Source organism: Neisseria sp. WLZKY-1 (assembly GCF_046546535.1).
Classification (GTDB): Bacteria; Pseudomonadota; Gammaproteobacteria; order Burkholderiales; family Neisseriaceae; genus Neisseria.
In genome coordinates, this window is record NZ_JBKGTW010000074.1 from 1 (window position 1) to 7,078 (window position 7,078).

The 7,078-nt window shown below is 59.2% G+C and carries 9 protein-coding genes; 8 read left to right on the top strand and 1 reads right to left on the bottom strand.

Going from position 1 to position 7,078, the window contains the following annotated elements; genetic code table 11:
* Window positions 1-177 precede the first annotated feature (177 nt).
* The 6 genes from ACLD9W_RS11735 (at window position 178) to ACLD9W_RS11760 (ending at window position 4,218) form a co-directional block, all read left to right on the top strand.
* Window positions 178-429, top strand: coding sequence for a hypothetical protein (locus ACLD9W_RS11735; RefSeq protein ID WP_410842184.1), 252 nt, complete (start codon window positions 178-180; stop codon window positions 427-429).
* A 217-nt stretch (window positions 430-646) separates the two neighbouring features.
* Entirely contained in the window at window positions 647-1,099 is a 453-nt protein-coding gene (locus tag ACLD9W_RS11740; protein ID WP_410842192.1) for an S-ribosylhomocysteine lyase, read from the top strand.
* Window positions 1,096-1,800 (top strand): 5'-methylthioadenosine/adenosylhomocysteine nucleosidase, encoded by a 705-nt coding sequence (locus ACLD9W_RS11745; RefSeq protein WP_410842185.1) that lies wholly within the window; start codon window positions 1,096-1,098, stop codon window positions 1,798-1,800. The genes ACLD9W_RS11740 and ACLD9W_RS11745 overlap by 4 nt, the downstream gene beginning before the upstream one ends.
* Window positions 1,801-1,963: 163 nt before the next feature.
* On the top strand, window positions 1,964-2,680 hold the full coding sequence (locus ACLD9W_RS11750; RefSeq protein WP_410842186.1) for a phosphoglycolate phosphatase: 717 nt from the start codon (window positions 1,964-1,966) through the stop codon (window positions 2,678-2,680).
* Between the two features lie 64 nt (window positions 2,681-2,744).
* The gene (gene recX, locus ACLD9W_RS11755; RefSeq protein WP_410842187.1) at window positions 2,745-3,212 is read left to right on the top strand and encodes a recombination regulator RecX; all 468 of its coding nucleotides are present in this window, start codon (window positions 2,745-2,747) and stop codon (window positions 3,210-3,212) included.
* 190 nt (window positions 3,213-3,402) lie between these two features.
* The gene (locus tag ACLD9W_RS11760) at window positions 3,403-4,218 is read left to right on the top strand and encodes a symmetrical bis(5'-nucleosyl)-tetraphosphatase (RefSeq protein ID WP_410842188.1); all 816 of its coding nucleotides are present in this window, start codon (window positions 3,403-3,405) and stop codon (window positions 4,216-4,218) included.
* Between the two features lie 282 nt (window positions 4,219-4,500).
* Here the strand turns inward: ACLD9W_RS11760 and ACLD9W_RS11765 are convergent, their stop codons facing one another.
* A complete protein-coding gene (locus tag ACLD9W_RS11765) occupies window positions 4,501-5,016 on the bottom strand; it encodes a MarR family winged helix-turn-helix transcriptional regulator (RefSeq protein ID WP_410842189.1) in 516 nt (171 codons plus the stop codon).
* Between the two features lie 211 nt (window positions 5,017-5,227).
* Between ACLD9W_RS11765 and ACLD9W_RS11770 the strand changes: the two genes are divergently transcribed.
* Entirely contained in the window at window positions 5,228-5,890 is a 663-nt protein-coding gene (locus tag ACLD9W_RS11770) for an NAD(P)H-dependent oxidoreductase (RefSeq protein ID WP_410842190.1), read from the top strand.
* 118 nt (window positions 5,891-6,008) lie between these two features.
* Window positions 6,009-6,866, top strand: coding sequence for an EamA family transporter (locus ACLD9W_RS11775; protein ID WP_410842191.1), 858 nt, complete (start codon window positions 6,009-6,011; stop codon window positions 6,864-6,866).
* Window positions 6,867-7,078 lie beyond the last annotated feature (212 nt).

Consider the following 7,078-nt stretch of genomic DNA (forward strand, 5'->3'; position numbering starts at 1 on the left):
CACCTGTGAGCCGTTTGAATTCCCTGTTGCTTCTTTGGATTAGGTTTTAGTATTTCATTTGGAAATTGTAAATCTTCAGGATACTTTCGCAAGAGGTCTATTGCTGCCTTCTTATTGCTATTGACTGCATGCAGCTTTGCAGACAGTCAGGAAAATGCGTCAAACAATGCTTCCAATATGAACGGCACCATCCAAATTTCATTTGAACAAGCAGAATTTATCCACCAGGGAAAAACATATTACCTGAATGACAAAAACGGCGTTTTATCCAAGCTGGTTAAACAGAAAAGGGCTGCGAACAAAGCATTTTTTATCAAAGAAGACATCTGCTTAAACGGTTACATTCAAACCGAAGCACACAACGACAATCATGGTTTTGGCGCACTGGAGCAGTACGACAAGGCGTTTTTTGTACAGAAGATCTGTTAAAAACATTCGGTTTCAGGCAGCCTGAAACTGTTTTTTACCATGCACAAAATGCAGGGACGCGACGTACGGCCGTGCTTGATCTGTTCGCCCAAATAAGGCAGCAGCCGACAAAAGGCCGTCTGAAACCGTTTTCAGACGGCCTTTTGCCTGCGTTATAATCCGCGCCTTTCCAACATTGAGGACAGCCGCCGTGAACACCATCACCGCCGAAAAGAAAATGAACGTCGAGAGCTTCAACCTCGACCACACCAAAGTCAAAGCCCCCTACGTCCGCCTCGCCTGCATCACCGACGGCGACCACGGCGACATCATCTACAAATACGACCTGCGCGTCTGCCAGCCCAACCAAGACCACATGGACATGCCCTCCCTGCATTCCCTCGAACACCTGATGGCCGAACTCTCGCGCAACCACTCCGACAAAATCGTCGACATCAGCCCCATGGGCTGCCAAACCGGCTTCTACATCACCCTGCTCAACCTGCCCGAATACTGCGACGCCCTCGACTTAATCGAAAAAACCCTGCACGACGTCACCACCGCCACAGAAGTGCCCGCCTGCAACGTCGTCCAATGCGGCTGGGCGGCCAGCCACAGCCTTGAAGGCGCGCAGAAAATCGCCCGCTACCTGCTCGACAAACGCGGCGAATGGGAAGAGGTGTTCGCATGACACAAATGCGCACCATCGCCGTTATCGGCGCCATGCAGCCCGAAATCGAGCTGCTCAAAGGCCGTCTGAACGGCCGCGAAAGCCACCGCTTCGGCGCGTTTGAAATCCACACGGGCGAGATGCACGGCAAACAAATCATCCTCACCCTCAGCGGCATCGGCAAAGCCAACGCCGCCGCCGCCACCGCCGCCGCCGTCCTCAAATTCGCCCCCGACTGCGTTATCAACACCGGTAGTGCAGGCGGCCTCGGCAGCGGCCTGAAAGTCGGCGACGTCGTGATCGGCAGCGAAACCGTCCACCACGACGTCGACGCCACCGCCTTCGGCTACGCCCCCGGCCAAGTGCCGCAACTCCCCCCGACCTTCGCCGCCGACGCCGCCCTAATCTCCGCCACCGAAAAAGCCGCGCAAGCCTTCCCGCACGCCGCCGTCACGCGCGGCCTGATTGCCAGCGGCGACCAGTTCATCCACAGTGCCGAAGCCGCCACCGCCATCCGCGCCCGCTTCCCCGCCGTGCAGGCCGTGGAAATGGAAGCCGCCGCCATCGCCCAAACCTGTGCCCAACTCGGCGTGCCCTTCGTCGTTATCCGCGCCCTGTCCGACTCCGCCGACGAAAAAGCCGACGTCAGCTTCGAGCAGTTTTTAGAAACCGCCGCCGTCCACTCGGCGGAAATGGTCGGCCGCATAATCGCCGCCCTGTAAAGCAAAGGCCGTCTGAAAGTCTGCCTCACTTTCAGACGGCCTCAGAAACCCACGTAGGGTGTGCCGCCTAAGCGACGCACGCGCCCCATTCGGATTACGCCCGAGGCCGTCTGAAAAACGGAAAGCGTGTTCAGACGGCCTCAATCCCAAAAAAGGAAACCCCATGCAGCCCGCCATCGACCACGTCCAAGCCGCCGCCTTCGATCTCGACGGCACGCTCTGCGACTCCATCCCCGACCTTGCCGCCGCCGCCAACGCCATGCGCCAAGCCCTCGGCCTGAGTCCGCTGCCGCAGCAAACCATCGAAAGCTACGTCGGCGACGGCATCGCCTCCCTCGTCCACCGCGCCCTCACCGCCGATTTCCACGGCCAAGCCGAGCCCGCGCAATGGGAAGAAGGCTTCACCCTCTTCGTGCGCCACTACGCCGAACACATCGCCGACACCACCCGCCCCTACCCCGAAGTCGAAGCCGGACTCGGCCTGCTCAAATCCCTCGGCATCCCGCTGGCCGTTGTCACCAACAAAAGCGAAGTGCTGGCCGTGAAGCTGCTGCGCGAACTCGGCCTGGCCGACTATTTCAGCCTCATCCTCGGCGGCGACAGCCTGCCCGAAAAAAAACCCTCGCCCGCGCCGCTGCTGCACGTCGCGCAAGTGCTGGGCGTCGACCATGCCAACATGATTATGGTCGGCGACTCGCGCAACGACATCCTCGCCGCCAAAGCCGCCGGCTGCACCGCCGTCGGCGTCACCTACGGCTACGGCGACATGACCCTGCTCTCGCAAGACCCCGCCACCCGCCCCGACTGGCTGATCCGTTCCCTGCCCGAAATCTACGAACACCTGCGGCCGCAGAAAACGCAAGCCCCCGAAAACACCTGAGGCCGTCTGAAAAAGAAAGGCCGTTTGAAACGCAACCCTGTCTTTCAGACGGCCTCCGCAACACATGAAAACACAAAAATCCCTGCGCGCCCGCGCCCTCGACATCCTCGCCCGCAGCGAAACCGGCCGCGCCGCCCTCAAACGCAAACTCGCCCCGTATGCCCAAAGCGAAGAAGAGCTGGAGGCCGTCTTAAACGAAGCGGCCGAACGCAGCTGGCAGTCGGACGAGCGTTACGCCGAAGCCTACATTCACAGCAAAAGCAAAAAACACGGCAGCCTGCGCCTGCGCCGCGACCTCGAACAGCAGGGCATAGACCACGACACCGTGCGCGCCCTCCTGCCCGACGCGGAACAAGAACTGGCCGCCGCCGTGGCTGCCGTACAAAAAAAATTCAAAGCCCCGCCGCAGGACTACGCGGAAAAACAAAAACAGATGCGCTTTCTCGCCTACCGCGGCTTCGACGGCGACACCGTCCGCCGCGCCCTGCGCCAAGCCTGGTCGGATTGGCGCGACGAATGGGACGGCGAATGACGGCAGGCCGTCTGAAAGCAAAGCGCCAACGACGAAATGAAAACGCGCAACCATGCTTTCAGAAACGTCATTCCCGCGAAAGCGTAAACGGCCGCTCCGCCGCGTGCCGGTAAGGGTACAACCCGAAAACACATCAAGACACGGCGGCGCGCGGCAAAGGCCGTCTGAAAGCGAAAACAAGGCAAACCCCATGGCACACTACGCAATCGGCGACATTCAGGGCTGTTTCGACGAACTGGCCGCCCTCCTCGCCAAAATAGATTTTAACCACGGCCGCGACACCCTCTGGCTCACCGGCGACATCGTCAACCGCGGCCCCAAATCCCTCGAAGCCCTCAAATTCTGCATGAAGCACGAAAGCAGCGTGCAAATCGTGCTCGGCAACCACGACCTCCACCTGCTCGCCGTCCTCTACGGCCACGGCAGCATGAAGCGCCGCGACACCATAGACACCATCGTCTCCCACAAAAACGCCGACAAAATGCGCGACTGGCTGCGCGCCCAACCCCTGCTCGTCCAAAGCGGCCGCCACGTCATGACCCACGCCGGCATCCTGCCGCAATGGACGGTGTGGCAGGCCGCCGATCTGGCCGCTGAAGTGGAAGGCAAACTACGCGGCAGCGGCGCCGCCGCCTTTTTCGCCAATATGTACGGCAACCGCCCCGCCGCCTGGGACGACGGCCTCGAAGGCGACGACCGCCTGCGCTTTATCGTCAACGTTTTCACCCGCATGCGCGCCCTCAATGCCGACAACAGCCTCGACTACGAATTCAAAAGCACCCTGTCCGATATGCCCGCCGACCTGCACGCCTGGTTCGACAGCCCCGAGCGCCGCCACCTCGACCACACCGTCGTCTTCGGCCACTGGTCGGCGCTCGGCCTCATCGACGCCAAAAACGTCCTCGCCCTCGACACCGGCGCCCTCTGGGGCGGCTGCCTCACCGCCGCCAACCTCGCCGACCACAGCATCACGCAGGAAGCCGCACACAGCCGCCTGAGCCTGTAAGCCCGCCGCCGAATGCGGCAAGAGGCCGTCTGAAAGTACAGAGACGCTTTCAGACGGCCTGATTACCGTTTCAGACGGCCTTTTCCGTCTGCAAAGTCAAAACAGCTTTCAGAAACGTCATTCCCGCGAAGGCGGGAGCGGCCTCCCTCATTCGGAACACGGTAACAGAACAGCAGGCAAAACACGGGGCCGCCATGCAAAGGCCGTCTGAAAGCGTTTCCATGCTTTCAGACGGCCTTTTTCGTCTGCACAGCCTATTTTCACTCCGTTGCGGCCGATCTTTCAGACGGCCTCATCCGTCCCGCCCTCCCAAGCCCGCAGCAGCGCGGCCAAACCGCGCTCCAATATCAGGCGCGTTTCGCCGTCGAGCTTGTCGAGCAGGCGTTTTTCGTTAGCAACGTGCGGATACACAGCCTTCTCAACCAGGGTTTTGCCGCTGTCAGTGAGGCGCACCAGCATACTGCGCGCGTCCTGCGGATTGGGCAGACGCTCGATCCAGCCCTCGGCTTCAAGCTTTTTCAGCCGCGTGCTCATCGTGCCCGACGTAACCATCAGCGAGGAATAAAGCTCCGTAGGCGTGAGCGTGTAGGGCGCACCGCTGCGGCGCAGGGCGGCAAGTACGTCAAACAGCCCGCCGCCCAAGCCGTGCGCGGCAAACACTTTATCCAATTCGCTCTCGGCCAGCGCGGCGCAGCGTTTCAGACGGCCTATCAGTATCATGTTTTCCGCTTCCAAATCGGGCAACTCTCTGCGCCATTGGACGGCGATTTCATCCACCGCATCTTTGGTCTTAGCCACATTCTGCTCCTGAAAACCTGTCAAACAGGCTGCTATTTTATCTTGACGTCAAGACAAACGGTACTATAGTGAACTAAAACAGAAAATCTACGGCGTTGCTGCGCCTTGTCGTATTACCCATACTGCCCGTGGCTTGCTGCCTTGTATCTTTCCTATTCTAGTTCACTATATAATTTATCTTGCATTCAAGATAACCCACAGGAGTATACCGATGTTTACCGAAAAATCCGCCGTTTTAAATGCCTTTCTCTTCCGTCATGCCTGCAAAAAATACGACCCTACCAAGAAAATCAGCGCGGAGGATTTTGACTTTATCCTCGAAGCCGCCCGCCTGTCGCCCAGCTCGTTCGGCTTGGAACCTTGGCGGTTTTTGGTCGTCCAAAACCCCGCCCTGCGCGAAGCCCTACGCGACACCGCATGGGGCGCAGCGGAAAAAATCGCCGATTGCAGCCATTTTGTCGTCTTACTCTCGCGCAAAGAAGCCGCCATGCGCTCGGATTACCGCCGCGAAATGTGGGGCGGCGTGCACGGAATGCCGTCTGAAACCGTTGTCCAACGCGAAGACTTTTTTAAAAATTTTGCCGAACACGATTTCGCGCTGTACGAAAACCCGCGCGCTTTCGACGACTGGGCGGCGAAGCAGTGCTACATCGCATTGGCCAACATGATGAGCGCCGCCGCGCTGATCGGCATCGATTCCACGCCGATCGAAGGTTTCGATATGCGCCGCACCAACAACCTGCTGGCGGAAAACGGGTTGATAAATCCCGACGAGTTTCAAGCCGCTGTGATGGCCGCTTTCGGCTACCGTGCCGCTGAACCGCGCGAAAAAACCCGCCGCGCGGCCGAAGATGTGGTGCGGTGGATAGAATAAGGGGTTCACAACCGAATCAGGCCGTCTGAAAGGCGGGTTTCCGTTTTGCTCCGCTTTCAGACGGCCTTGTCCGCCGTATTGTGCCGACATTCAAATACACAACATCAGAGAAACCGCCATGCATGCCTTCCGTACCCGCGATCTGTTAGTTACCGCACTTGCCCCGTTGATTTGGGGCAGCACTTATCTGGTGACCACCGAATTTCTACCTGCCGGTATTCCGTTTACCGCCGCGTTTGTCCGCGTACTGCCGGCCGGATTGCTGCTGATTGCCTTGTCGCGCCGTGCACCGGCACGGGGCGAATGGGCAAAAACCGTGCTGCTGGGTGTACTCAATATCGGCCTGTTTCAGGCCATGTTGTTTGTAGCCACCTACCGTCTGCCCGGCGGACTGGCAGCCACGCTCAGCGCGACGCAGACGCTGATGGTGCTGTTCCTGACTTGGCTCATCGGCAAAACCATGCCGCCCAGAGCCGCTTGGGCTTGGGCGGCAGCAGGCGTGGCGGGCATCGCGCTGATGGTGCTTTCGCCACAGGCCGCCTTTGACGGCTTGGGTATCGCGGCAGCACTGACCGGCGCGGCATCGATGTCCTTGGGCGTGTACCTGTCAAAACACTGGCGCATCAAACTGCCCGCGCTGGCATTTACCGGCTGGCAGCTTTTGTTCGGCGGTCTGTTTATCCTGCCGTTTGCACTCGCGCTGGAAACAGCGCCCGCCATGCTGACGGCAAAAAATATCGGCGGCTTCGTCTATCTGAGTCTCTTTGGTGCAGTATTTGCCTACGCGCTGTTTTTCCGTGGTATCGCCAAATTACCGCCCGCAGTGGCTTCATCGCTGGGACTGCTCAGCCCGGTATGTGCCTTCATACTGGGCTGGCTGTTTCTCAGCCAAGGCATGGATATGAAATCCCTCTTCGGTTTTCTACTGTCCCTACTCTCGATTTTCGGCATTCAAAGATCCCTACGCGCAGCCTGAGCAGCACACTCTACATTTTTAAGGCGTACATTCTCCCGCGCAGTGCCGGAGGGCTTCCACCCAAGGCAAAGCCTCCAGCAGTAAAGCTCCCGGCGGCTGCGGATACGGGTTTTCCCGGCTACTTTTTGGCGGGAGCGGCAGGAGCGGCGGGTTTGGCAGCTTTGTCAGCGGGAGCATTGCCGACGGTAGCCTCGTCTTTCAGCTTGCCGAAG